Source organism: Leifsonia sp. 10L418, from assembly GCF_056395445.1.
Genome location: NZ_JBFTJN010000001.1, coordinates 677,301 through 699,500, shown reverse-complemented (window position 1 = coordinate 699,500; position 22,200 = coordinate 677,301). Strand labels below are relative to the sequence as shown.

Genomic DNA, 22,200 nt, shown 5'->3' with positions numbered 1-22,200 from the left:
ATTGAGGCCAAACCTATGGAATAGGAGCAAAGACAAGGCGAACCCTTGGTGCCAAAGGTACAAGTTTGACCCCGTGCCGAGGCACGCCGTCGAGTCATTCGCGCGCGAGAGTAGCCGGTACTCTGGAAATCTGAAACTGCGAGAAAGATGCGAAATATGAGCACGATTGATCCAGCAATCCAGCACGTCTTTGATGAGGTTCTGCTTCGTAACGCCGGTGAGGTTGAGTTTCACCAGGCAACACGTGAGGTCTTCGAATCCCTCGGACGCGTTGTGCTCCGACACCCGCAGTACGCCGATGCGTCGATTCTGCAGCGCATTTGCGAGCCCGAACGCCAGATCATTTTTCGTGTGCCGTGGATCGACGATTCGAACCGCGTGCAGATCAACCGTGGATTCCGAGTTGAGTTCAACTCGGCACTCGGCCCGTACAAGGGCGGCCTGCGCTTTCACCCCTCGGTGACACTCGGCACCGTCAAGTTCCTCGGCTTCGAACAGATCTTCAAGAACGCCCTGACCGGCATGCCCATCGGCGGCGGCAAGGGCGGCAGCGACTTCGACCCGAAGGGCAAGTCGGAGCTCGAGATCATGCGCTTCTGCCAGTCGTTCATGACCGAGCTCTACCGCCACATCGGCGAGTACACGGATGTTCCCGCCGGCGACATCGGCGTCGGCGGACGTGAGATCGGTTACCTGTTCGGTCAGTACAAGCGCATCACCAACCGCTACGAGTCGGGCGTTCTCACCGGCAAGGGTGTGGGCTGGGGCGGATCCCGCGCCCGCACCGAAGCCACCGGCTACGGCGCTGTCTTCTTCACTGAGCAGATGCTCGCCACCCGCGGCGCAAGCTTCGACGGCGCCCGCGTGCTCGTCTCCGGCTCCGGCAACGTCGCAATCTACGCAATCGAAAAGGTGCACCAGCTCGGCGGCGTCGTCGTGGCCTGCTCCGATTCGGCCGGCGTCGTCTACGACAAGGACGGCATCGACCTCGACCTGCTGCGCGAGGTCAAAGAAAACCAGCGCGGTCGCCTCTCCGACTACGCGGCGCTGCGCGGCTCGGCCTCCGACTACCGTGCCGGCGGAAACATCTGGGCGCTGGCCGCCGAGACCCGCATCGATGTCGCGTTGCCCTGCGCCACCCAGAACGAACTGCATGAAGACGACGCCCGGGTTCTCGCCGCGAACGGCGTGCGCGCGGTCGCCGAGGGCGCGAACATGCCGTGTACTCCGGATGCCGTGCGCGTTTTCGCCGAGGCTTCGGTGCTCTTCGCGCCGGGTAAGGCAGCCAATGCCGGCGGTGTCGCCACCTCGGCTCTCGAGATGCAGCAGAACGCGTCGCGTGACTCGTGGACCTTCGAGCACACCGAGGAGCGTCTCGCCGAGATCATGCGCGGCATTCACGAGAGCTGCGCCACCACGGCGGAGGAATACGGAGAGCCTGGCAACTACGTGCTCGGTGCCAACATCTCCGGCTTCACGCGTGTCGCCGACGCGATGCTCGCGCAGGGCGTCATCTAGCCCAACGTCGGTGGTCGAGCTTGTCGAGGCCTCAAGAGCCGGTCTCGACAAGCTCGACCACCGGTTTTCCGAAAGAATAGGCGCATGACCGCACTCCACCGCCTGCAGGCCGCACTCGGCGCCATCGTCAGCGTCGATCCCCTCGAACTCGACGCCACCCGCGTCGACAAGTCGGGCTGGCAGGCCTCCGGGATGCCGCTGGCCCTGGTTGCGGCGACGTCGGTCGAGCAGGTACAGATCACGCTGCGCATCGCCAGCGAATTCGGGGTGCCTGTCGTCACCCGGGGAGCAGGAACCGGTCTCGCCGGAGGAGCCTGCGGCACCGACGGTTCGATCGTGCTCAGCCTGGCCGGTATGAATCGCATCCTCGAAATCAGACCCGAAGACGAGCTCGCCGTCGTCGAACCGGGCGTCGTCAACCAAGACTTGAACGACGCGCTCGCCCCGCACGGGCTGTGGTTCGCCCCCGACCCGGCCAGCAAAACCATCTCGACCGTCGGCGGCAATATCGCCACCAACGCCGGCGGGCTGCTCTGTGCCAAATACGGGGTGACCAGGGAAGCCGTGCTGGCGCTGCGCGTGGTTCTGGCCGACGGCAGTCTGCTCGACATGGGGCACCGCAGCGTCAAGGGCGTCACCGGCTACGACCTCACCGCCCTGTTCACCGGTTCAGAGGGAACCCTCGGCGTGATCGTCGGGGCGACGGTGCGCACGCCGGCGCGCCCCGCCGGGGACGTCGCGACGATCGGCGCCGTGTTCGCCGACGTCGCCGCCGCCGCCGCCGCATCCGCTTCGATCACTGCGGCACGCCTGCGTCCGGCCGTGATGGAACTGCTCGACCCGTCGGCGCTTCGAGCGATCGCCGACTACCTCGGCCCCGACAAGATGGCGGGCTTACCGCTCGGACACGGCGCCTTTCTGCTGGTGCAGACCGACGGGCCGCTCGCCCACGTCGAGGCAGAGGCGGCGCTGAAGCTTGTGCGTGACGCGGGAGGCGACGCAGAACTATCGACCGATCGGGAATCGGGGGAGAACCTGCTCGCGATTCGCCGGGCCATGCACCCGGCCCTGGCCGCACAGGGCGAGGTTCTGATCGAGGATGTCTCGGTGCCGCGCTCACGGATGGCTGAGATGTTTGAGGAGATCGCCCGGATCAGTGAGCGAACCGGTGTGACAATCCCCACCGTCGCCCATGCCGGCGACGGAAATCTGCACCCCAATTTCGTGATTCCCTTCGACCCGGAGAAGCCAGCGGATGCCCCGCTCGTGCCAGAGCACATCTGGGCTGCCGCCGACGAACTGTTCCGTGCCGCCCTCGCGCTCGGCGGCACGCTGACCGGCGAGCATGGCGTCGGCGTGCTCAAACAGCGCTGGCTGGTCGACGAGCTCGGCGAGACGAGTTTCGGGTTGCAGCGCCAACTGAAAGCAGTGTTCGACCCGCAGGGCATCCTGAACCCGGGTGTCATGTTCGCCGCGGAGAAATAGCGCGAGAGAGCAAAGAATTGGCGCGATATCCGAGGCGGATTCGGGTCGGCGCAGGAGGCAAAAGAGAACCCGCCGCCCGGTCGAGTGGCAATGCCGACTAGCGAACCGGGGCGGCGGGTTTTTCTTACTTAAGGGTGCACCCGCGGGGGTCTATTAAGCAAGCATTTGTTTTTCGGTGTGCGTCAGGTCGCCAAATCCGCTTGGATGGTGGGATGACTGATTTGAATTCAAAACCTGAACTCGACTTCCCCGAAGGCCCCGCGCCCGAGGCTCTCGAAATTGTTGACATCGTGGTGGGCGACGGCGCAGAAGCGACGCCGGGCGCCAAGGTTGACGTGCACTACCTCGGTGTCGAGTTCGACACCGGCGACGAATTCGACTCCTCCTGGGGTCGCGGCCAGTCGATCAACTTCCCGCTGGGCTCGCTCATCGCCGGTTGGCAGCAGGGTATCCCCGGCATGAAGGTCGGCGGACGCCGCAAGCTCGTTGTTCCGCCCCACCTGGCGTACGGCCCCGCCGGCTCGGGACACCGTCTCGGTGGCAAGACGCTGATCTTCGTGATTGACCTGCTGGGCGTCAGCTAACCCGAAGCCTTACTCACGACTCACGCGCGGCGTGGTCACCGAGTTGCCAGAGGCAACCGGGGGCCACGCCGTTTCGCGTTGCAACGACGCCGAGGATCGCGCGTTTTCTGTTGCAGCATGTGAACAATCTGCACATGCGCCCTTTCGCACTGAGCGTCGCGCACAGATAATGAGCCATGATCTCCTCCGATTCGGCTCGGTCCCTGCGTCAGGCCGGCTTGGCCTGGCATCCCGCATCCGGTGACTTCTTTCGCATTGAGCGGCCGGAGTTCGAGACAGATGTTTTCACGGTCAGCGATATGGCGATCGAGTCACACGAGTTCGACACCGGCACCATTCTCGGGTTCAACGGCACGACGGAGTGGGCGCTCGATTCGTTGGCGCTCGAGGATGCCCTGTGGTTGCCCCGCGAAGATCAGCTGCGTGAGTTTCTCGGGCCCCGATTCCACGCGCTTCATCGCTTGGGCGAGAACGAGTACCGCGTCGTGATCGACATCGGGGGAGTGCGGGTCGACTGCGATGCGGCGGATCCGGCTGATGCCTATAGCGCGGCAATTCTCGGTGTTCTTGGCGGGATTCCTCACGGAGACGAAGGCCACGACGAGGACGAGTCAGCCGTCAGCTGACCCAGGCCTCGGTCATCCGTTGCACGGCGCTTCCGTCGAGGTCGGCGAGTTTCACTCCGACGAAGGCCCGTGCGGCAGCCGAGGTCTGCACTCGGAACGGTGGAGTGCTTCCGCTCAGTAGCTGCGCGATGAAACGACCGGCATCCTCAGCCGACTGCGCGTTGTCGAACGCCGTTTCGGTGCGCGCGACGTACGCGCGCAGGGCGTCGGCGTAGGGATCATCGGCGGGGTGGGTGCGCTCTCGGTCGAAGCCGACGTTCTCGACGAAGGCCGAGGCGACGGCGGCCGGTTCGACAACCGTGACCGTGACGCCGGCCGACGCGGCAACCGGGGCGAGGCTCTCCATGAACCCTTCGACGGCGAACTTCGCGGCGCAGTACGCCTCATTGAACGGCTGTCCGATAATTCCACCCACGCTCGTGACCGAGAGCAGACGACCCTTGGTCGCCCGCAGGTGCGGGAGCGCGGCCCGGGTCATGGTGACGGTGCCGAAGAAGTTCAATTCCATCACCGTGCGCAGATCGTCGATGTTCTCGTGCTCGATCGTGCCGATGTGACCGGCTCCCGCATTGTTGACCAGCGAGTCGAGCCGTCCATGGTCGCCGACGACGTCGCCGACGACATCCGTTACCCACTGCGGCTCCGTGACGTCGAGCCGGCGGATGTCGAGGCGCACGCCGAGCGCTGAGGCCGCGTCGCGCAGAGTGTCCGAGCGATCCAGGTTGCGCATCGTGGCCACCACGGTGTGGCCGGCCTGTGCGGCGGCCAGAGCCGTGTGCAAACCGATGCCGGAGGAGGTACCGGTGATCAGTACGACGTGTGGAGTGGATGAAGTGCTCATGCGTCATCGTCCCACCGTCGAGTCGGTTGCGCGAGGGTTTCGTCTGATGCCGCCTGATGCCGCCTGATGCCGTCCGACGCAGCCTGATGCAGGCAGTCGTCACTTGATCAGCGCTGGCCGACCACGAACCAGAGCCCCGCCAGTGCGAGGGCGACGAAGACTGCAACGCCGACCCAGCCGTTCTTGTGCTTCAGCCGACGCCCGGCCGGCGCGACCTCGTCAGCGCCTGGAGCGGCATTGCCCGTTCCGCGTGCCCCGGCCGCAGTCAGCCGTTCATCGCGGTAGCGTTCGGTGCGGCTGAGCGTCTTCGTGCCGACGGTGCCGGCGATGGTGAACATGCGCTGGAGCGTTGCCGGATCGGTCATCGTGAAGGGCGTCCGGCGGTAGATGAACATCCAGTCGTCGATGATCTCGACGTCGAAGCCTCCGGCATTGTCAATCAGCAACGCCATCAGGTCCGGCGTGAACACATACAGGGCATCCGGCTCGTACGCGTGCGGGCAGTAGAGCGTGAAGTAGGAGTTGAAGTCCCCTTCGAGACGCAACTGTTGATTGCGTGCGACGCTGATCGGCAGGTTCGTGGTGCCGAACAACCCGTGGTTCGAGCGGGAATCAAGCAGCATGTGTGGCAACCGCCGATCAAGCTGCAACGCCAGATATCCCCAACTGTGGGTGGTGCGCTCGTCGCCGGACCCCGTCGTGTACCGATAGTTGCCGAGATCAAGCGTGCGACCACCGTTCGAGTGGATGCGGTCGAAACCGGCGCGCGCACTTCCGCGACCGAAGATCGCACCCGGATAGTCGAGCGAGGGGGAGAGCGGTTCGGCGACGAGTCGGTTCGCCTGCGCGAAGCGGTCGAGGAGGTACCAGTTGGCCCATTTGCCGCGTGGGCCGGAGCGCACAGCCCAGACCGCGACGAGCACGGCGACGACGAGGAGCGCGGCGACCATCATCCACCATTCGAACCCACTGTTACCCTCGACAGCCCCCTGTCTCGAGCCGGATGACCAGAAGTCGGCGATCACGCTCACGGTGGCCGCCGCGATGGCACAGACCACGAACCCGACGATCACGATCAGTACGATGGCCAGAACGCGCACTGCTCGCCGCTCGGCCCAGGCGGCGTGCCTCTGCCGGGACTGCCGCCGGTAGTCGCGAACCGCGGGCCGATCGACCGGGCTAGTGAGAGCACGGTAATCGAGTCCGCTGACTCCCCACGCGCCGAGCGGCCCTGCGGCAGCCGGCCCGCCTGGAGTTCGACCGATCTCGATGTCGTCGCTCATCTTCATCAGACTAGGGCCAGCGGGTTCAGCCGAGGGGAAAAGTCGTCGAAGACGGGTTGTCCATTACAGTGACGGTGTGTCTTATCCCGTTAGCCTCATTCGCTCGGCCGCCCTGTCGGACGTTGCTCAGTATGCGTATGCGTCGACAGCCCCCGCCGGCTCACGACTCATCTTTCTCGCCGGTTCCTGCCCGCTGAACATCGACGGGAGTACGGCAGGCGTCGGCGACTACGCCGCGCAGGCGGCCAAGGCCGTGGAGAACCTCGTGATCGCTTTGGCTGCGGCAGGAGCCGACCTGGGCAACGTTCTGAGCACCCGGGTTCTCGTCGCATCGGCCGAGCGAAGCGACTTAGGCGAAGCCTGGGAAGTCGTGCGCGACGCATTCGGCGATCACGACGTTCCGAGCACACTGCTGGGTGTCACGGTTCTCGGCTACGAGGATCAGCTGGTCGAGATCGAGGCCGTCGCAGCCGTTTTCGACTGAGCGACGCAGCTACGCGGGCGGTCCCGCGGGAATGGCACCGATCTGCTGCATCATCGCGAGGGCGTCATAAACCCCCCAATGCTCATGCACGAGTCCGTCGCTGCCGAGGCGAAAGATGTCGATGAGTTGCACATCGACGCTCTTTCCCGAGGCCGCCATGCCCATGAAATCTCCCTGGTTGGTTCCCGTGAATCTCGCGCGCACGACCACCTTCTCGCCGCTCTCCACAAGATCTTCAACAGTGATCTTCATGTCGGGGAATGCCGCCTGTTGCATCCGAAAGAAATCCTTCACTCCTGCTTTCGTCGGTTCAAAACCTGGTGTCACTTCGTACTCGATGAAATCGTCGGCAATGAATTCACCGAATTTGTCGATCTCTCCGGAGTTCAGGTTGTCGTAGAGGCTTCGTGCCGTCGTCGCGTTGTCCATTTCTTCCTCCTCGCAAGGGCTTCTACCGGAGAGTGTGTCCTTCGTCGTGGTGGCCGTCTACCCCGACCAAACGACTATCCGCCACTGTCCGCAGCCGCGACGGGCAGCGGTTCAACGACGGCACCCTCGGCAGGAACTCCGGATTCCCGAATCTCGAAATGCCGGGCGCCACGCGCCGATTCGCGATAGCGCCGGAATCGCATCGGCAGGCCGCTGGCGAGGGCAAGGTCGGGGCTGTCCATGATCTGCAGGTGCAGGTGGGGCTGAGTCGAGTTGCCTGAATTCCCGCACGCTCCGATCGGTTGCCCGGTCGTCACGGTGTCGCCGGGTACGACGCTCAGGGAGCCAGCACGCAGATGAACGAGGGCGACGAATGCGTCGCCAGACGTCTTGATGATCAGAAAGTTGCCGGCGATTGCTTCAACGCCCTGCCGCACCCGAGCGCCCTGTCCTAGCGCGTAGGGCACCAGCGCGAGCTGAGATCGCCGCGCCTCATGATCGATTTCACCATCGTGGGCCTCGACGACGGTGCCGTCGACCGGCGAAAGAATCGCGCGCCCGAAGGCGAAAAACCGCTCCGGTGGTTCGGTGGCCAACAGGGTGCGCCAGTCGCGGAACGGCGAAGTGCGCCGACGGGCGTCGACGCCGACGAAGTCGATGGCGTACCGCTCGCCCCACACATCGGTGCCATGGCTCGGCACCCGACGTGCCGGACTGTTCTGCGCCAGCCAGAGGCCGGTGAAGGGCAGTGCGATGATGATCGGTGCGCTCACCGGGTTACTTCGCGGGCGGAGACGGGTGCGCTCGTTGCACTCGCTCGACCAGTTCGCGCCACGGGCCGTCCAGATCTGGTTCGGCCAACTCGACCGTCTGAGCGTTGCACCGGATGCGGTAGATGAATCGGTCGGGTTGCGGTGCGCTTCGCGGGGTGTCACTCCACGGCAGCGTGCTGATGAGTGCGAGCCAATCGGCCGGATCGGGCTGGTCGTCGACCAGAACCTCCCAGCTGATCTGGATGCCTGCGATCCCGCCGCTTCTCGTCACGATGACTCTCATGTCGGCTACTTCGATTCGATAAGGGCCACGCCGACGGTGCGCCAGGCGGTCACGACGGCCTGCCGCTCGGCTGAATCCGCCCCGAACCGGGCGACGGCGGCCGTCTCCGTCGCCCGAGCGAACGCGGCGAAATCAGCATCCGGCGGCAACGGGCTACCGGCTGGTGGGAGGTTGGCCGGCGTGCTATCCGATGTGCTGACCGTCGGCCTTCCGCCGGTCAGCGCGTCGTACCAAATCTGACCAGGTGACTCCCAGGCGTTACCGCCGAGGGCATCCGCCACCAGATAGAAGGCGCGATTGGGGATGCCGGAGTTCAGATGAACACCGCCGTTGTCGAGCTCGGTGTCGACGTAGCCGGCCATCTCTGACGGCTGGGGGTCTTTTCCGAGCACGTCGTCGTTGTACGCGGTGCCCGGTGCTTTCAAGGAACGGAGCGCCGTGCCCTCGACCTCGTCGGTGAAGAGCCCCTGCCCGATGAGCCAGCTCGCCTGGCTTGTGCTCTGACCGAACGCGAACTGTTCGACCAACGAGCCGAACACGTCGGCGATCGACTCATTGAGCGCCCCGGATTGGCCCTGATAGTTCAGATTCGCGGTGTGTTGCACGACGCCGTGGGTGAGCTCATGCCCGATCACCGTGAGCGACAGGGTGAACCGGTTGAAGACCTGGCCGTCGCCGTCGCCGAACACCATGCGTTCGCCGTTCCAGAACGCGTTGTCGTAGCGCTCGCCGTAGTGCACCGAAGCGTTGAGCGGCAGCCCGGCGCCGTCGATGGAATCCCGTTGGAATTGTGTCCAGAACAGCAGATGGGTGGAGCCGAGTCCGTCATAGGCCTCGTTCGTTGCAGTGTCGGCGACGGGAGGCTGACCCTCTCTGCGCACAACGCGACCGGGGAGCAGTTCGCGGCCGCCGGCATCCGCCACCGTGCGATCGATCGACCCTGGTCGGCGCCCCGCCCGCGCGGCGACAGCGGCACGAGGCGGACCGGCCAGAGGAGACGGAGGCTGCCCCGGCACCCGGAGTTCACGAAGCGGCTGGTCGCGGAGCAGCGACTGACGCGCCGCTTCGGCCGCTCCGGCGAAGCGCGGATCGGTGAGCCGGGCGAGCCGCACGAGAAGGTAGGGCGGAACGATCGTGCAACGCGCGAGGCAGCTCGTCGCGAGTGCTGGCGTCGTGCCGGTCATGAGCTGAGTCTGCCACCCGCGGGCGTTGTCGCAACAGCCTCAGTTCGATCCGGGTGGAGTCTCGGAGTTGCCGGATGCTCGGGGGCGCCCACGCCGAATCCGCCCGGCGTATCCGTAGACTCGCACCATGCGCTTTGGAATAGTGATTCTCCCGCAAGACACCTGGCGTCATGCCCGCCGCAAATGGCAGGCGGCCGAGGACTTCGGGTTTGACCATGCTTGGACCTACGACCACCTCTCGTGGCGCACCCTCGCCGATCAGCCCTGGCAGGCGACGGTGCCGACGCTGGCCGCGGCGGCCGCGGTGACCACCGAGATCAAGCTCGGCACGTTCGTGGCGTCGCCGAATTTTCGTCATCCGGTCACCTTCGCCAAAGAGGTGGCGACGATCGACGACATTTCCGACGGGCGATTTCTGCTCGGGGTCGGCTCGGGCGGCACCGGCTTCGATGCCTTCGTGTTGGGCCAGGCCGAGTACACGCCGGCCGAGCGGCATGGCCGGTTCGCTGAGTTCGTGACCAGCCTCGACTTGCTGCTCCGGCATGAAGAGCCGGGCAGCAACGGTGTGAGCTTCTCGGGCGACTGGTTCACGGCGGTCGGCGCGCGCATGGTCGGGCGACCGGTGCAGAGCCCGCGAGTTCCCTTTGTCATTGCTGCCAACGGGCCGCGCGGTCTGGGACTCGTTGTGCAATTCGGGTCAGGCTGGGTGACCACTGGCGCCGAGGGTGTCGTCGGAGATGAGTGGTGGGCCGGCGTCGGCCAGATGGTCGACCGGTTGGAGAACGCTGCGGATGCCGCGGGGCGGGATCCGCAGACCATCGACCGCTACCTGTCGCTGGACAGCGGCGGTACCTATTCTTTGGAGAGCGTCGGCGCCTTCGAGGATGCCGTCGGCCGCGCGGCCGAACTCGGCTTCACCGATGTGATCAGCCACTGGCCACGGGCCGACGGCATCTATGCCGGCTCCGAAGATGTACTCGGCGAAGTCGTCGAGAAACTAGACGGATTGCGCGGCTGATGGCTGAGACGTTGATGGAAGAGATCGGCCCGGGACTGTCGGGCATTGAACAGCTGCGCGCCCTGATCGCCTCGGGGCGCCGTCCCGGGATCGCCGAGTCGCTTGACTTCGACCTCGTCGAGGTCGGCGAGGGGAGTGCCGTGTTCGCCGGCACTCCGGGGCCGCACGCCTACAACCCGATCGGTTCCGTGCATGGCGGCTATGCGGCATCCCTGCTCGACAGTGCCTGCGGTTGCGCGGTGCACTCCCGGCTGAGCGCAACGCAGGGTTACACCACGCTGGAGCTGAAGGTGTCGTATCACAAGGCAATCACCACCGATACGGGGCCGATGCGCGCTGAGGCGTCGCTGATCTCGATCGGTCGACGCGTGGCATTCGCCGAGGCTAAGTTGGTGGATGCGTCGGGGCGCGTCTACGCGAGCGCCACGTCGACCCTGCTGGTGTTCGAGAGGTAGCTCGCCCCACCTCTTTACAGCTGCCGAGCCATCCGCTGAGCCATCCGCCGAGCCATTGTCGGCCATGAGGTTCCGGCTTACCATGGCCCGCACAGGGGCGAGGAGGCACCAGGTGGCTGTTTCGACATTGAAAGACATCGTCGATCGGGCGTTTGCCGAACGTTACGGTGTGCCGGCCATCAATATCGTCAACGACCTGACCATGGAAGCGGTCCTGGCCGGCGCCGTCGAAGCACGCTCGCCGGTGATTCTGCAGACGTCGGTGAAGACGGTGAAGTCGATCGGCTCCGACGTGCTCTTCGCGATGTGGGAGTCGATGACCAAGGGGATCGACGTCCCGGTCGCCCTGCACCTCGATCACTGTCCGGAGCGTGCGGTCATCACCGAATGCCTGCAACGCGGCTGGAACTCGGTCTTGTTCGACGCGTCGACGTTGCCGGTCGAAGAGAATCAGCGCCAGACGATCGAGGTCGTCGCCGAGGCGCGCCGGTATGGGGCACACGTCGAGGGGGAGATTGAATCGATCCGCGGCGTCGAAGACGGCGTCGGCTCCGACGCGGAATCCAACCGGCAGACCCTTGAGGTGTCGCTTCGGTTTCTGGAGGCGACCGGGGTGGATGTCTTCGCCCCGGCGATCGGCAATGCGCACGGTGTCTACAAGCGCGAGCCCGTGCTCGACTTTCAACGGGTGACCGACCTGGTCGAGGCGCATCCGGTGCCCATCGCGTTGCATGGCGGCAGCGGTCTGACCGACGCCCAATTCCACGACCTGATCGCGCGCGGTTGCGCGAAAGTCAATATTTCCACGGCGTTGAAGATCACCTATATGAAGTCGAACCTGACTTTTCTGAAGGATGCCGAGGCCCGCGACAAATGGGATCCACCGTCGCTCTTCGCCCATGTGCGCGCCGACATCGTGGCGATGACCCGGGACCTGGCCCACCAGTTCGGCAGCGCGGGCAAGGCCTGAGCGATGCCCGCCTTGATCTTCGACTGCGACGGGGTGCTGGCCGACACCGAACGGGATGGACACCTTCCCGCGTTCAACCAGACATTTCGCGAGTTCGCCGTTCCGGTGCACTGGAGCGACGCCGACTATGCCGAGAAAGTGAAGATCGGTGGCGGCAAAGAGCGGATGGCCAGCATCCTCACCCCGGAGTTGGCCGCCGAACTCGGGCTCGGTGACGATCCGTCGTCGTGGTCAGACACCGTTGCCGCGTGGCACCGGCGGAAGACGGAGATCTACACCCAGATGGTTGCCGCCGGGGTGTTGCCGGCGCGGCCCGGCATCCGGCGCATCGTGCAAGAAGCAGCCGGTGCCGGCTGGACACTGGCCGTCGCCTCGACCTCGGCCGAGGCTTCGGTGCGCGCCGTGCTCAGCCACAGCGTCGGTGAGAACCTCGCCAGCAGGTTCAGCGTCTTCGCGGGTGACCGGGTGACCGCGAAAAAACCCGCCCCCGACATCTACCTGCTGGCCCTGGCAGAACTCGGAGTCGACGCCGACGACGCGCTCGTCATTGAAGACAGCGAGAACGGCCTGCGCGCGGCGCTCGCCGCGGGGCTGCTCACCGTGGTCACGGTCAGCGGCTACACCGCGGAAGAGAATTTCGACGGGGCCGCGCTGGTGGTGAGTTCGCTCGGTGACCCGAGCGGCCCGGCCGCGGTCGTGCTCGACGACCCGCTCGGGATCCACCCGGGGCAGTGGATTGAATTGGCCGACCTGAGCGCGCTGCTTCGCCTCGTCGACGAAGAACGAGAAGAACGAAAAGAACGAGAAGAAAGAGATGGGGAGAAATGACGACCGATTCCGAATCCACTTCTGAATCCGCCTCCGATTCCCGTTCGGGTTCCAGCCTTGCCGACACCGAGTTCGTGGTGCGCAGCATCGCCCAGACCGCGGTCGACAACGAGCGGGAGTTCGGTGATCTCGACGCGGTGGTCGGAGACGGCGACTTTGGGTACTCCCTCGCCCGCGGCTTCGAGATCGTGCTCGCCGAATGGGACGATTTCGACAGAAGCAGCCCCTCGGCCTTCATTCAAAAGGTCGCGATGGTCATCGCCGGTCGAATCGGCGGCACGTCTGGCCCGCTCTGGGGCACTGCATTCCTGCGGGCATCGGGCGCGGTGCGTGGCCAGGACGAGCTCGCCGGCAGCGACGTTGTCGCCATGCTGCGAGCGGCAATCGAGGGAATCAAGGCCCGTGGCAGCTCAGATCTCGGTGACAAGACCCTGCTCGACTCTCTCGTGCCGGCGACCGATGTTCTTGAGGTTGAAGTCGCATCCGGATCCGACGCCGGGCCATCCATTGCCCGGATGGCTGAGGTGGCGCGAGTCACCGCCGATGCGACGAGCAGCATGCTCGCCAAGCGCGGGCGAGCCAGCTACACGGGGGAACGCAGTATCGGGTCCCCGGATCCCGGAGCGGTTGCGGTGGCAGTGATCCTGGAGCGCCTCAGCACGGAGTGGGCGGCCAGATAGCGGCCGAGCTCATCATCAAGCTCCCGTGCCGGGGCGGTACGGGTCATCCCGAATACACCTGGAGTGCGCGCCATGAAGAAATTCGTCAATGATCCGCAGCAGTATGTCGCCGAAATGCTGACTGGAATCGCCTTGGCGAATCCGGACACCCTGAAGTACGTGCCCGCCTACAACCTGATCATTCGTACCGATGCTCCGAACCCGAACAAGGTGTCGATCGTTCAAGGCTCCGGCTCCGGGCACGAACCCGCGCACGTGATGGTGGTCGGCAAGGGCATGCTCGATGCGGCCTGTCCCGGCGACGTCTTCGCCGCCCCGCCGATGGATTACGTCTACGAGACGACCAAGCTCGTCGCCTCGCCGAAGGGAGTGCTGCTGCTGGTCAACAACTACACCGGCGACAAGATGGCCTTCGAGATGGCCGAGGAGATGAGCGCGGCCGACGGGATTCTGGTGAAGACACTGTTCATCGACGATGACGTCTCGGTGAAGGATTCCACCTACACCGTCGGCCGCCGCGGAGTCGCCGGCAACTTCTTTGTGATGAAGGCGGTCGGAGCCGCTGCCGAGAACGGCGCCGACCTCGATGAACTCGTGAGAATCGGCGAGAAAGTGAACAGCGTCACCCGCACGATGGGGATGGCGCTCACCTCGTGCACACCTCCCGCTAAGGGCTCGCCACTGTTCGAACTCGGCGAAGACGAGATGGAGATGGGAGTCGGCATCCATGGCGAGCCGGGGCGTCGGCGGGCGAAGCTTGCCAGCGCGAACGAGATTGTCGACGAGTTGCTCGAAGCAGTGGTCAGTGACCTCCCGTTTGCCTCAGGTGATCGGGTCGCTCTGATGATCAACGGCCTCGGCGGAACACCGATCAGTGAGCTGTACATTTTGTACGGGCGCGCTCACGCGCAGCTCGCCGAGCGCGGCATCACCGTCGGACGGAGCTACGTCGGCGAATACTGCACCTCACTGGACATGGCCGGGGCCTCACTCACCCTCGTCAAGCTCGACGATGAAATCGAGGCGCTCCTCGCGGCGCCGGCCGAGGTCGCGATTCGAATCTTCTGATTCGAATCTTTTCCGGAGGATTGCTGCTAGCTCAAGCACGGATGTCGGTGCCACACTGAGCAAAGGAGAGAATTGCAGCCTGTGCGGAGGTAACAATTGAACCGGGTGAATGAGCCCCATTCCGCTGTCATGCGGAGTGGGCGAGACCCTGTGATGGACATCGCGCGGGTCGGCTGCCTGGTGTTTGTCGTGCTGGGCCATTTGCTCTTGCTTGGCGCCTCCTTCAGCCCGCGCCACGACCTCATCCTAGTGCGCACGGTCGAGCTTCAGGCGTGGTTCGCCCCCGTCACCTGGGTCACCCAGATCATGCCGTTGCTCTTCGTGATCGGGGGCTATGTCGGCGCTTTGGCCTGGCGGAGAACTGAGGCACGCGGCGGAACAGCGGCCGAGTTCATTCGCGGGCGCGTACTGCGCCTGGCGCGGCCGGCGGTGCCGTTCTTCGCGTTTCTCGCGGCCGCCATTCTCGTGATGCTGCTCAGCGGGCTTGATGCCGAAACCGTTGGAAAGATCACGTTCGGAGTCGCCTCGCCACTGTGGTTTCTCGCTGCGTACACCTTTAGCCAGTCGTTCGTGCCAGGAATGGTGGCGCTGCACGAACGCGCCCCGATCATTACCCTGGTCGGTCTGGCCGGAGCGGCGATCGCACTTGACGTGACGCGGTGGGCATCCGGAATTCCGGAAATCGGTCTGTTCAACATGATCTTCGTCTGGTTGTTCATCCAGCAACTCGGTGTGTGGGCCGCCGACGGTTGGTTCGCGGCGCGGCCCCGGTGGATACTGGCGCTGCTCGTCGTCGGTAGTTTCGGTACCCTGACCGCGCTCACCGTGCTCGGGGCGTATCCGGCCGACATGCTCAATAACCTCAATCCTCCGACCGTGGCTCTGTGCCTGCAGGGGATCGCACAGTTCTCGCTGCTGATGCTCTGTCACCCGTTGCTCGAACGGATGATGCGCGTCACCGTGATCAGGCGCATGGTGATGGCCGTGGGCAGCCGGTTGATGACGATCTACCTCTGGCACCTGCCGGTGATCGCGCTCATCGTCGGTCTGCTGCTGCTTTCCCCGCTGCCGTCACCGGAGCCCGGCACCCCCGCCTGGTGGTTCACCCGGCCGGTGATTCTGCTGATCGCCATCCTTGTGCTGACCGGCATCGCCGTCGCGCTGCGTCGATTCGAACAACCCATTCCGCCGAACGCATTCAGCACGCGGGCGCGCGATTGGAGCGTCAGCCTCTCGGCTTCGCTCGTGATTCTTCCGCCGTTCACCGTCGTGGTGTTCGGTCTCAACTTCGCGATTGCCGTCGTCGGCACCATCCTGCTTGCGATCGCCGTGTTGCTTCAGCTTCCGCCTCGGTTGCCGCGGTCCCGGTCTCGGGCGACACCGACCGTCACCGGCGCAACGTCGTCAACGCCCCGTCGAGTTCGGCGAGAAACCGGTCTGCGTCAGCGAAGCTGAACGGGAGGGGCGGGCGGACCTTGAGGGTGCTGTTCGCGAGTCCGGATGCCCCGATCAGCACGTGCCGTCGCCGCAGCTCGTTGAGCAGTGCGATCGTCAACGCTTCGTCGGGATGCCCGTCGGCGTCGATGAGGTCGACACCGATGAAGAGTCCGGCCCCGCGGATGCCGCCGATCTCGCGGGCTGTGCTCGCCAGGCTGCTCAGCCCCGAGACCAGGTAGGTGCCGACCACTCTGGCGTTCTCGGGCAGGCGCTCATCGCGCACGACGTCGAGCGTGGCCTGTGCTGCGGCGATCGACACCGGATTGCCGCCGAAGGTATTGAAGTAGCGCATCTGGGCCCCGAAGGCTTCGACCAGGTCGCGGCGGGCCAGCATCGCGGCGATCGGCATTCCGTTTCCCATCGGTTTGCCGAGCGTGACGATGTCGGGAATGATCCCGTGCCGGGCGAAGCCCCACAGGCCAGATTCCGGGACCGTCAGGTCGAACGGGGAGCGCGCTCGCCCGCCCGCGCTGTCGGCGCTGTCGGCGCCCGGCCACGAACCGAGTCGACCGAATCCCGGCTGCACCTCGTCTGCGATGAAGAGCCCACCGGCGGCGCGAGTCGCCGCAACGACGGGGGCGAGAAACCCGGGGGAGCCCGGCTCGTTCAGGCCAGGAACGACGCCGTCGCTCGCGAAGACAGTGTCGACGATGACCGCGGCGAGCCCGTGCGCGGACTGCCGGAGGGCATCCGTCGCCGCGGCAACCTGCCGCACGAACTCGCTGCCGTCACCGGTCGGCGCATTGACGATGCGAACCCAGGGCGCGACAGTGCTCTCGCCGCCGAGCGAGGGGGAGATGGCAGCGATCTCGGTGGTGACCCCGTGATAGGCATTGCGGGTGACGATCACTCCCTGGTGCCCGGTGATGCCCTTCGCCAGGCGCAGCGCAAGATCGTTGGCTTCGGAACCGGTGCAGGTGAACATCACGTTGTCGATGCCGGCCGGCATCGTGGCCAGCAGATCGTCGGAGTAGTCGAGGATGCCACGGCCGAGATAGCGGGTGTGCGTATTGAGCGTGCCTGCTTGGCGACTGATCGCCTCGACAACGCGCGGGTGCGAATGGCCGGCAGAGGGCACGTTGTTGTAGACGTCGAGGTACTCGGCGCCCTCGGCGTCGTAGAGCTTGGTGCCCGCACCACGCACGATTTCGATCGGTCGGTCATAGAACAGACGGTAGGCCTTCCCGAGCAGGCGCTCGCGGCGGGCGACAAGGTCGCGCTCGGCACCGGACAGTTCGGTTATGTTCTCGGGGCGAAAATAGCTGCTCGGACCTGCCACTACGGGATTCCCTTCACTGGGTTGAAATGGCCATGCTCGTGAACTGATCAAGAGTGAGCCGAAGATTCTTGGTCGTGTAGTCGGCATTCGCCGGGTGGGTGGCGGCGAGCCAGCTGCCGAGCACGTAGCGCTGCACCAGGCGGCCGACGGCTAGCGGATGCAACAGCTCACATTCGAGCTCGGTCAGGGGAGTGATCTCCGAGTAGCCGTCGCGCAGCGCATCGGCCGCGGCCCAGGGACCGTGATTCTCGCCGCTCGCGCTCGGATAGCCGCCGGCATACGACATGGCGACGGCGAGATCGGCAACCAGGAAGCTGTCGACCGTGTCACCGAAGTCGAGGATGCCGGTGACGAAGGCGGGATCCGTCGGGTCGACGATCACATTTCCGCCATGAAAGTCGTTGTGGATCACTTGCCGTCGCGTCGTCCTCAGACGCGGCAGTGTCTCGCCAACGAGCGCGGTGAGCGCGGTCGCCATCTCTGCACGCACCGCGGGGTCAGCTACCGCTCCGAGTTTCGGCTCGAGTGTGCCGAGCTGCTGGAGATCCCAGGGCAGGGAGCGCCGGGCCGCCGGATGCGTGAAGTCGCGCAGGGCCGCCGCGAGTTTCGCCATCGAGCGTCCGGTCGCCCGCAACTGAGCCCGGCTGCAGGGGGTGTCGTTGAGCAGTGCCCCGGGAAGAAACGTGAGCACACGGACGATGCGCACGTCGCCGTTCTCCAGGGTGATGCGGGGGAGAAGGTCGCCCTCGAGCGAAGGGATGATCTGTTGCAGCGGCAGGCTCGGATCTCGCCGGCTCGAGTGAAGCAACGCGCTCGTCTGCAATTCGATGTCGGCCGGGTCCTCGGCCGGGTTGGCCAGTTTTAGGATGTAACCGGTCGGGTCAGGGCCACCGATTCGGGCGTCTGCCTCCGCACGGACGCCCACCCGGAACGTGTCGTCGTTCTCGGTGTCGAGGCGGCTGAGTGAGCGCGCCTGGATACCCCAGTGCCGGTCGAGAAGCCAAGCGGCGGTGCCGGCATCCGCCCGCGCGAAAGCCGAGCCGATCGTACTGTCCCGCTGTGTCTCGGTCACTCGGTCAGTCAAACATGCGCCCGGCGTGAACCGCCACTGTTTCGCACCGGTGAGCGTTCGGAAGTACGGGTGATGTGGATGTGCACTCTCGTGACGGGGCACAGCACATTCGCAGCCATCTTTATGGGTGCGCGAGTCTAATGAGAGGGGATGCCGACGTTCGGGTCGCCGACATCCCTCTGACTTGCATCATCGCCTGATTTGCATCATCGAGACGTGGTCGCCCTCCGCGCGAACTGCTCCGGCGACTCAGGCTGCTCCGGCGACTCCGGCCGAGTGACGATGTAACTGCGCTGAGAGCCACGCCGGCGCAGGCGACGGGCATCGTCATGCCATCTCGCGCCATTCAATCCACACCTCAATTGCCCCTTGACATCGCCGTAATCGGCTTCTACTCTCGGATTATCAACCAATTGGTTGATCAACAAGAAGGTTGATAAATGCTCCATAGTGACGGCCCGGATGGTCATGACTCGGTCGGTGACGGCCCAGTCAGTGACAGCTCAGCCGACCAGGATGCGCAGCTGGATCGTGCATTTCTGGCTTTGGCGGATCCGGTGCGACGAGCCCTGATCGCCCGGCTCTCGCGTGGGCCCGCAACGGTCAATGAGCTCGCCGAGCCATTCGCCATGACCAAGCAGGGAGTTTCGAAACATATTCAAGTGCTGGAAGCGGCAGGTCTGATCACCCGAACCCGAGAGGGGCAACGTCGGCCCTGTCACCTCGACGCGGCTGCGCTTGAAGCACTCACGGCATGGATCGACACCTACCGGCTCGTCGCCGAGCGGCAGTTCCGCCGCCTCGACGCCGTGCTCGAATCACTGCACAACAACGCAGAGTGAAACACATCGCAAGTTGACCACAAGAAAGCAGGAGAGAAAATGACTACACACAACCCCGTCACCGTCACCGCTTCGCCCGGCGTTCCCTACGTCGACGTCGTGCGGGAATTCGACGCTCCCGTCGCCGACGTCTATCGCGCCTACACCGAGCCGGCCCTCGTTGCAGAGTGGCTCGGACCGCGTGACCTCGCCATGGACGTGTTGGAGTACGACGTGCGCGCCGGAGGAAAGTGGGCATATACCCACACCGACCCTGCTGGCACGCCCTACGGATTCAGCGGCGTCTTTCACAGTGTCGCGCCCGATCGCATCGTACAGACCTTCGAATTCGACGGTTACCCCGGGCACATCAGTCTGGAGTCCGTCACTTTCATCGATCTGGGCGGGCGCACCCGGATTGAGGTGCACTCGGTCTACCAAACGCAGGAGGACCGCGACGGCATGGTGGCCAGCGGCATGGAGCGAGGCCTGACCGAAGGGTTCGAGCGTCTCGATGAGTTGCTGGAGTCGGCATCGGTTCGGTGATGATTCCTGCCATGCGAAGGGAGCCTCCCGGTAGCGGGAGGCTCCGCCGCGATAGGCTGGGAATCGATCGCTGCTGATCCAGTGGCGCCAGAACGAGGGGCTCAAACGAGAGATGTGGTTTCGTCGCAAGTACCGTCGGCCGGCGAAGCCATTCGATTTCTCGGCGCTTCCGGTTCCGGAGCCTGCCGCACTTGAGGACATGGTTTCCGAAGGTGTGATGCTCGCCGAGTTCGCCGCACGCATGGCGTTGAAAAACCAGATCGTCATCGGCGCGCTGGCCGAATCGGTGACCTATCACCCCGACTACTATGCCGAGGCAGCGCGAGCCGTGCTCAATGAGGTGATCCGGGAGTCGGAGGGCTCTGCCCAGTTGGCTGAGCAGAAGCGCGCGGTGGCCGCCGGTCGCGGCGGCGTCGGCCAGCATCAGCATGACTATCGCTCGAGTGACACCGAAAACCTGCGCCGCCGTGAAGACGTGAACCTGGCCGTCGCCGACCGGTTGGCCGCCCTGCGTGACGACGACGACTACGTGGCACGCCTCGTCGAGCGGGCCCGCGACGATGCCTGGGCCGACATCGGGCAGGCGATCACCGCCCGCCTCGATCGTGACTGGCCGACCTTCGCGGTCACCGAAGCCGATGCCGACTACTGGCAGGGCCATGAGAAACGGATGCGTCAACTGCGTCGCGAGGTCGCGCAACTGGCGCGGGAGAGCGGCAAGGCGTGAGTTCCCGACGCGGTGAGCTGGGCCATCCGTAACTCTGCTAAACTCTTCAGGTTGCCGTCTAATCGGCCGCGGATAAAGAGAGCCCAGGCATTCGGCCCCGGGCACCGCGCAGTGAGTGAAAGGGGATCCCCACTATGGCACTTGAAGCTAACGCCAAGAAGGCGATCATCGAAGAGTACGCTACCCACCCAGGTGACACCGGTTCCCCCGAGGTCCAGATTGCAATGCTCACGCAGCGCATCAAGGACCTGACGGAGCACCTCAAAGAGCACAAGCACGACCACCACTCGCGTCGTGGACTGCTGCTGCTGGTTGGTCAGCGTCGTCGTCTGCTCGGCTACCTGTCGGACGTCGACATCGCCCGCTACCGCTCGCTCATCGAGCGTCTCGGACTGCGTCGCTAGTTCTTCCGAACGAGTAGATCTTCGTAGATACCGCGAACTTCTTCGAAACGGGCCGTCACCTTCGGGTGTCGGCCCGTTTTGTGTTTCCGGCGGGGCAGATGCACATCTGTGCACGGTGCCTGCGGGAATACCCGAAGTGCAGCCACCGTTTGCCACAGAGATGACTACAACACTGCGCCTCTCCGTGCTCGACCTCATTCCCGTTCGCCAGAACCAGAGCACAAGCCAGGCGCTGACCGCCTCAATCGCTCTCGCCCAACGCGCCGACGCTCTCGGCTTTGAGCGCTACTGGGTGGCCGAGCACCACAACATGCCGTCGGTGGCATCGACGAACCCGCCGGTTTTGATTGGCATTCTTGCAGCCAACACGCAGCGCATCCGGGTCGGCTCGGGTGGCGTCATGTTGCCGAACCACTCTCCCCTCGTGGTCGCCGAGCAGTTCGGCCTGCTCGAGGCCGCCTTCCCCGGCCGCATCGACCTCGGCCTCGGTCGCGCACCCGGCAGCGACCCCGTCATTACCTCGCTCCTCCGTTCGAGCGGCGCTGTCAGCGACGTCGACGCGTTCCCGCGCAACATCGGCGACATCACCGCGCTGCTGCACCCCGACGGCGCGATGGTGACATTGACCACCGGAAACTACGAACTGCGCGCGACTCCCGCCGCAACCGGGATCCCGATGCTCTGGCTGCTCGGCTCGAGCGAATACTCAGCACACCTCGCCGCGGCACAGGGCCTGCCGTATGTCTTCGCCAACCACTTCTCCGGCGACAGCACCACCCACGCCCTCGACGTGTACCGCCGTGAGTTCACACCGTCAGAGAATCTCGCTGCCCCGCGCACCTTTCTCACCCTCAATGCGTCGGTCGCCGCCACGAAGGAGGAGGCCCGTGCACTCGCCCTCCCGCAGATGCAGCTGATGGCCAGGCTCCGCACCGGTCAACGGCTCGGCCCGGTCGCCACCGTCGAAGAGGCGTCGGCCGCGGTGATGACCCCGGCACAGACCGAGATGATCGAGCGGATGTCAGCCAACTGGATCGTGGACGAGCCCGTTGCCGCGGCCGCGCGCATCCGCGCTCTCGCCGCCGAGTTCGGTGTCGACGAAGTCATGCTTCAGCCGGTCGGATCCGCACGCGCTGACGCAGCCATCGACGCATCGCCCGCGCGACTGCGCACGCTGGAGTTGCTCGCCGAGCAGCTGCTGCCCACGAACTAGCTACGCGCCGCATGCGCGCCGCATGCGCACCCAGCTCACGCTCATGCTCGCTCACTCACTCACTCGGTTCGTGAGGGGTCGCGTATCGACCTTCCTTCGGGATACGAAGGTCGATACGCGACCCCTCACAGT

General features: G+C 65.0%; 25 protein-coding genes. 17 read left to right on the top strand and 8 right to left on the bottom strand.

The window, feature by feature from the left end:
• The first annotated feature begins 156 nt into the window (after positions 1-156).
• From gdhA to AC1DCF_RS03235, 4 genes are all read left to right on the top strand, one after another.
• Positions 157-1,518, top strand: coding sequence for an NADP-specific glutamate dehydrogenase (gdhA, locus tag AC1DCF_RS03250; protein ID WP_477209754.1), 1,362 nt, complete (start codon positions 157-159; stop codon positions 1,516-1,518).
• A gap of 84 nt (positions 1,519-1,602) precedes the next feature.
• Positions 1,603-3,003, top strand: a complete 1,401-nt coding sequence (locus tag AC1DCF_RS03245) for an FAD-binding oxidoreductase (protein ID WP_477209753.1) — start codon at positions 1,603-1,605, stop codon at positions 3,001-3,003.
• 212 nt (positions 3,004-3,215) lie between these two features.
• Positions 3,216-3,587, top strand: a complete 372-nt coding sequence (locus AC1DCF_RS03240) for an FKBP-type peptidyl-prolyl cis-trans isomerase (protein ID WP_441791132.1) — start codon at positions 3,216-3,218, stop codon at positions 3,585-3,587.
• A 176-nt stretch (positions 3,588-3,763) separates the two neighbouring features.
• A complete protein-coding gene (locus tag AC1DCF_RS03235) occupies positions 3,764-4,213 on the top strand; it encodes a hypothetical protein (RefSeq protein WP_441791131.1) in 450 nt (149 codons plus the stop codon).
• Here the strand turns inward: AC1DCF_RS03235 and AC1DCF_RS03230 are convergent.
• Both AC1DCF_RS03230 and AC1DCF_RS03225 read right to left on the bottom strand, forming a co-directional pair.
• Positions 4,206-5,054: an SDR family NAD(P)-dependent oxidoreductase gene (locus tag AC1DCF_RS03230; RefSeq protein ID WP_477209752.1), complete on the bottom strand. Its 849-nt coding sequence runs from the start codon at positions 5,052-5,054 to the stop codon at positions 4,206-4,208. The two genes, AC1DCF_RS03235 and AC1DCF_RS03230, sit on opposite strands and share 8 nt — an antisense overlap.
• Positions 5,055-5,161: 107 nt before the next feature.
• Positions 5,162-6,337, bottom strand: coding sequence for a hypothetical protein (locus tag AC1DCF_RS03225; protein WP_477209751.1), 1,176 nt, complete (start codon positions 6,335-6,337; stop codon positions 5,162-5,164).
• Between the two features lie 76 nt (positions 6,338-6,413).
• Here AC1DCF_RS03225 and AC1DCF_RS03220 point away from each other — a divergent pair, with 76 nt between their 5' ends.
• Positions 6,414-6,821, top strand: coding sequence for a RidA family protein (locus tag AC1DCF_RS03220; protein WP_477209750.1), 408 nt, complete (start codon positions 6,414-6,416; stop codon positions 6,819-6,821).
• A gap of 9 nt (positions 6,822-6,830) precedes the next feature.
• Here the strand turns inward: AC1DCF_RS03220 and AC1DCF_RS03215 are convergent, their stop codons facing one another.
• From AC1DCF_RS03215 to AC1DCF_RS03200, 4 genes are all read right to left on the bottom strand, one after another.
• On the bottom strand, positions 6,831-7,250 hold the full coding sequence (locus AC1DCF_RS03215) for an ester cyclase (RefSeq protein WP_477209749.1): 420 nt from the start codon (positions 7,248-7,250) through the stop codon (positions 6,831-6,833).
• A gap of 74 nt (positions 7,251-7,324) precedes the next feature.
• Positions 7,325-8,023, bottom strand: a complete 699-nt coding sequence (locus tag AC1DCF_RS03210) for a M23 family metallopeptidase (RefSeq protein ID WP_477209748.1) — start codon at positions 8,021-8,023, stop codon at positions 7,325-7,327.
• Between the two features lie 4 nt (positions 8,024-8,027).
• Complete coding sequence (locus tag AC1DCF_RS03205) at positions 8,028-8,306, bottom strand: protealysin inhibitor emfourin (RefSeq protein ID WP_477209747.1); 279 nt, start codon at positions 8,304-8,306, stop codon at positions 8,028-8,030.
• Positions 8,307-8,311: 5 nt separating this feature from the next.
• Complete coding sequence (locus AC1DCF_RS03200) at positions 8,312-9,490, bottom strand: M4 family metallopeptidase (protein ID WP_477209746.1); 1,179 nt, start codon at positions 9,488-9,490, stop codon at positions 8,312-8,314.
• A gap of 127 nt (positions 9,491-9,617) precedes the next feature.
• Here AC1DCF_RS03200 and AC1DCF_RS03195 point away from each other — a divergent pair, with 127 nt between their 5' ends.
• The 7 genes from AC1DCF_RS03195 to AC1DCF_RS03165 all read left to right on the top strand — a co-directional run bounded on the left by AC1DCF_RS03195 (position 9,618) and on the right by AC1DCF_RS03165 (position 15,964).
• Entirely contained in the window at positions 9,618-10,508 is an 891-nt protein-coding gene (locus AC1DCF_RS03195; protein WP_441791123.1) for an LLM class flavin-dependent oxidoreductase, read from the top strand.
• The gene (locus tag AC1DCF_RS03190; RefSeq protein ID WP_441791122.1) at positions 10,508-10,963 is read left to right on the top strand and encodes a PaaI family thioesterase; all 456 of its coding nucleotides are present in this window, start codon (positions 10,508-10,510) and stop codon (positions 10,961-10,963) included. The genes AC1DCF_RS03195 and AC1DCF_RS03190 overlap by 1 nt, the downstream gene beginning before the upstream one ends.
• Before the next feature lie 112 nt (positions 10,964-11,075).
• A complete protein-coding gene (locus tag AC1DCF_RS03185; RefSeq protein ID WP_477209745.1) occupies positions 11,076-11,933 on the top strand; it encodes a class II fructose-bisphosphate aldolase in 858 nt (285 codons plus the stop codon).
• Between the two features lie 3 nt (positions 11,934-11,936).
• Positions 11,937-12,761, top strand: a complete 825-nt coding sequence (locus AC1DCF_RS03180) for an HAD-IA family hydrolase (RefSeq protein WP_477209744.1) — start codon at positions 11,937-11,939, stop codon at positions 12,759-12,761.
• Positions 12,758-13,441, top strand: coding sequence for a dihydroxyacetone kinase subunit DhaL (gene dhaL / locus AC1DCF_RS03175; protein ID WP_477209743.1), 684 nt, complete (start codon positions 12,758-12,760; stop codon positions 13,439-13,441). The genes AC1DCF_RS03180 and dhaL overlap by 4 nt, the downstream gene beginning before the upstream one ends.
• Before the next feature lie 72 nt (positions 13,442-13,513).
• On the top strand, positions 13,514-14,509 hold the full coding sequence (gene dhaK / locus AC1DCF_RS03170) for a dihydroxyacetone kinase subunit DhaK (RefSeq protein WP_477209742.1): 996 nt from the start codon (positions 13,514-13,516) through the stop codon (positions 14,507-14,509).
• Between the two features lie 153 nt (positions 14,510-14,662).
• On the top strand, positions 14,663-15,964 hold the full coding sequence (locus AC1DCF_RS03165) for an acyltransferase family protein (protein ID WP_477209832.1): 1,302 nt from the start codon (positions 14,663-14,665) through the stop codon (positions 15,962-15,964).
• Here AC1DCF_RS03165 and AC1DCF_RS03160 read toward each other — a convergent pair.
• Complete coding sequence (locus AC1DCF_RS03160; protein ID WP_477209741.1) at positions 15,897-17,285, bottom strand: aspartate aminotransferase family protein; 1,389 nt, start codon at positions 17,283-17,285, stop codon at positions 15,897-15,899. The genes AC1DCF_RS03165 and AC1DCF_RS03160 overlap by 68 nt on opposite strands.
• 13 nt (positions 17,286-17,298) lie before the next feature.
• Positions 17,299-18,357 carry a phosphotransferase gene (locus AC1DCF_RS03155; RefSeq protein ID WP_477209740.1) on the bottom strand — a complete coding sequence of 353 codons (1,059 nt, stop codon included), beginning with the start codon at positions 18,355-18,357 and terminating at the stop codon, positions 17,299-17,301.
• Positions 18,358-18,797: 440 nt separating this feature from the next.
• Here AC1DCF_RS03155 and AC1DCF_RS03150 point away from each other — a divergent pair, with 440 nt between their 5' ends.
• The 5 genes from AC1DCF_RS03150 (at position 18,798) to AC1DCF_RS03130 (ending at position 22,068) form a co-directional block, all read left to right on the top strand.
• Entirely contained in the window at positions 18,798-19,199 is a 402-nt protein-coding gene (locus AC1DCF_RS03150; protein WP_477209739.1) for an ArsR/SmtB family transcription factor, read from the top strand.
• A gap of 39 nt (positions 19,200-19,238) precedes the next feature.
• Positions 19,239-19,724, top strand: a complete 486-nt coding sequence (locus tag AC1DCF_RS03145; RefSeq protein WP_477209738.1) for an SRPBCC family protein — start codon at positions 19,239-19,241, stop codon at positions 19,722-19,724.
• 112 nt (positions 19,725-19,836) lie between these two features.
• Complete coding sequence (locus AC1DCF_RS03140; protein ID WP_477209737.1) at positions 19,837-20,451, top strand: hypothetical protein; 615 nt, start codon at positions 19,837-19,839, stop codon at positions 20,449-20,451.
• Between the two features lie 134 nt (positions 20,452-20,585).
• Positions 20,586-20,855 (top strand): 30S ribosomal protein S15, encoded by a 270-nt coding sequence (gene rpsO / locus AC1DCF_RS03135; protein ID WP_414804947.1) that lies wholly within the window; start codon positions 20,586-20,588, stop codon positions 20,853-20,855.
• Between the two features lie 160 nt (positions 20,856-21,015).
• On the top strand, positions 21,016-22,068 hold the full coding sequence (locus AC1DCF_RS03130) for an LLM class flavin-dependent oxidoreductase (protein ID WP_477209736.1): 1,053 nt from the start codon (positions 21,016-21,018) through the stop codon (positions 22,066-22,068).
• Positions 22,069-22,200 lie beyond the last annotated feature (132 nt).

Bases quoted from the DNA above. Each gene is read 5' to 3' on its own strand.
- AC1DCF_RS03205 (WP_477209747.1), bottom strand. From the start codon at position 8,306: ATGAGAGTCATCGTGACGAGAAGCGGCGGGATCGCAGGCATCCAGATC.
- AC1DCF_RS03225 (WP_477209751.1), bottom strand. From the start codon at position 6,337: ATGAGCGACGACATCGAGATCGGTCGAACTCCAGGCGGGCCGGCTGCC.
- AC1DCF_RS03145 (WP_477209738.1), top strand. From the start codon at position 19,239: ATGACTACACACAACCCCGTCACCGTCACCGCTTCGCCCGGCGTTCCC.
- dhaL (WP_477209743.1), top strand. From the start codon at position 12,758: ATGACGACCGATTCCGAATCCACTTCTGAATCCGCCTCCGATTCCCGT.
- AC1DCF_RS03180 (WP_477209744.1), top strand. From the start codon at position 11,937: ATGCCCGCCTTGATCTTCGACTGCGACGGGGTGCTGGCCGACACCGAA.
- AC1DCF_RS03235 (WP_441791131.1), top strand. From the start codon at position 3,764: ATGATCTCCTCCGATTCGGCTCGGTCCCTGCGTCAGGCCGGCTTGGCC.
- AC1DCF_RS03230 (WP_477209752.1), bottom strand. From the start codon at position 5,054: ATGAGCACTTCATCCACTCCACACGTCGTACTGATCACCGGTACCTCC.
- AC1DCF_RS03140 (WP_477209737.1), top strand. From the start codon at position 19,837: ATGTGGTTTCGTCGCAAGTACCGTCGGCCGGCGAAGCCATTCGATTTC.
- AC1DCF_RS03200 (WP_477209746.1), bottom strand. From the start codon at position 9,490: ATGACCGGCACGACGCCAGCACTCGCGACGAGCTGCCTCGCGCGTTGC.
- AC1DCF_RS03245 (WP_477209753.1), top strand. From the start codon at position 1,603: ATGACCGCACTCCACCGCCTGCAGGCCGCACTCGGCGCCATCGTCAGC.
- dhaK (WP_477209742.1), top strand. From the start codon at position 13,514: ATGAAGAAATTCGTCAATGATCCGCAGCAGTATGTCGCCGAAATGCTG.
- AC1DCF_RS03190 (WP_441791122.1), top strand. From the start codon at position 10,508: ATGGCTGAGACGTTGATGGAAGAGATCGGCCCGGGACTGTCGGGCATT.
- AC1DCF_RS03150 (WP_477209739.1), top strand. From the start codon at position 18,798: ATGCTCCATAGTGACGGCCCGGATGGTCATGACTCGGTCGGTGACGGC.
- AC1DCF_RS03240 (WP_441791132.1), top strand. From the start codon at position 3,216: ATGACTGATTTGAATTCAAAACCTGAACTCGACTTCCCCGAAGGCCCC.
- gdhA (WP_477209754.1), top strand. From the start codon at position 157: ATGAGCACGATTGATCCAGCAATCCAGCACGTCTTTGATGAGGTTCTG.
- AC1DCF_RS03195 (WP_441791123.1), top strand. From the start codon at position 9,618: ATGCGCTTTGGAATAGTGATTCTCCCGCAAGACACCTGGCGTCATGCC.
- AC1DCF_RS03130 (WP_477209736.1), top strand. From the start codon at position 21,016: ATGACTACAACACTGCGCCTCTCCGTGCTCGACCTCATTCCCGTTCGC.
- AC1DCF_RS03215 (WP_477209749.1), bottom strand. From the start codon at position 7,250: ATGGACAACGCGACGACGGCACGAAGCCTCTACGACAACCTGAACTCC.
- AC1DCF_RS03165 (WP_477209832.1), top strand. From the start codon at position 14,663: ATGGACATCGCGCGGGTCGGCTGCCTGGTGTTTGTCGTGCTGGGCCAT.
- rpsO (WP_414804947.1), top strand. From the start codon at position 20,586: ATGGCACTTGAAGCTAACGCCAAGAAGGCGATCATCGAAGAGTACGCT.